Genomic DNA, 949 nt, shown 5'->3' on the forward strand with positions numbered 1-949 from the left:
TGATCGCATGCAACGGCTTCCAGCCGGCATCCCAGACGAGATAGGTGCCGCCGAAGAAGCCGACGACCCAGCCGGCCAGCAGTGCCGGTGCCCGGAACCATCTGGTGTAGAGGCCGAAGACCAGGGCCGGCAGCGTCTGCAGGATCCAGATGCCACCGAGCAGCTGCAGATCGAGCGCGAACTGCGTCGGCAGGAAGATGATGACCAGCAGCGCGCCGACCTTGACGACCAGCGAGGTCATCTTGGCCACCTTCGCCTCACCGGCATCGGACACATTCGGATCGACATAGGCCTTCCAGAAGTTGCGGGTGAAGAGATTGGCGGCGCCAATGCTCATCACCGCCGCCGGCACCAGCGCACCAATGGCGATGGCCGCAAAGGCAAAGCCGGCAAACCAGCTGGAGAACAGGGTCTGGAACAGCGCCGGCACGACATCGTTCGGGCTATCCAGCTTCAGATTGGCCGCATGGCCCATATAGCCGAGCAGGGCAAGCAGACCCAGCAGCAGCGTATAGGCCGGCAGCAGCACCGCGTTCTTGCGGATGGTGTTGCCGCTGTTGGAGGCGAAGATGCCGGTCAGCGTATGCGGATACATGAAGGCGGCCAGCGCCGAGCCGAGCGCCAGCGTCGCATAGGCGACATACTGGTTGCCGCCGAGCAGCAGGCTGCCCGCACCCTTGGCCTTGAAGTCGGCATCGGCGGCGGCAAAGACATTGGCATAGCCGCCAAGCTTGGCCGGGATGAGCGCGATGGCGGCAATGACCACGATATAGATCATGATGTCCTTGACGAAAGCGATCAGCGCCGGGGCACGCAGGCCGGCCGAATAGGTATAGAGCGCCAGGATGATGAAGGCGACGGCAAGCGGCAGCTCACCATGCAGCCCCAGCGCCTTGAACACCGCCGTCATGCCGACGAGCTGCAGGGCGATATAGGGCATGGTGGCGAT

The 949-nt window shown here is 63.6% G+C and carries 1 protein-coding gene; it reads right to left on the reverse strand.

Features of this window, described 5'->3' with window-relative positions; genetic code table 11:
* Window positions 1-949, reverse strand: a 949-nt coding sequence (locus ACQZ6F_RS33405) for a sodium:solute symporter family transporter (protein WP_449096318.1), incomplete at both ends; no start/stop codon positions are given.

The organism is Rhizobium sp. A22-96 (assembly GCF_053521805.1).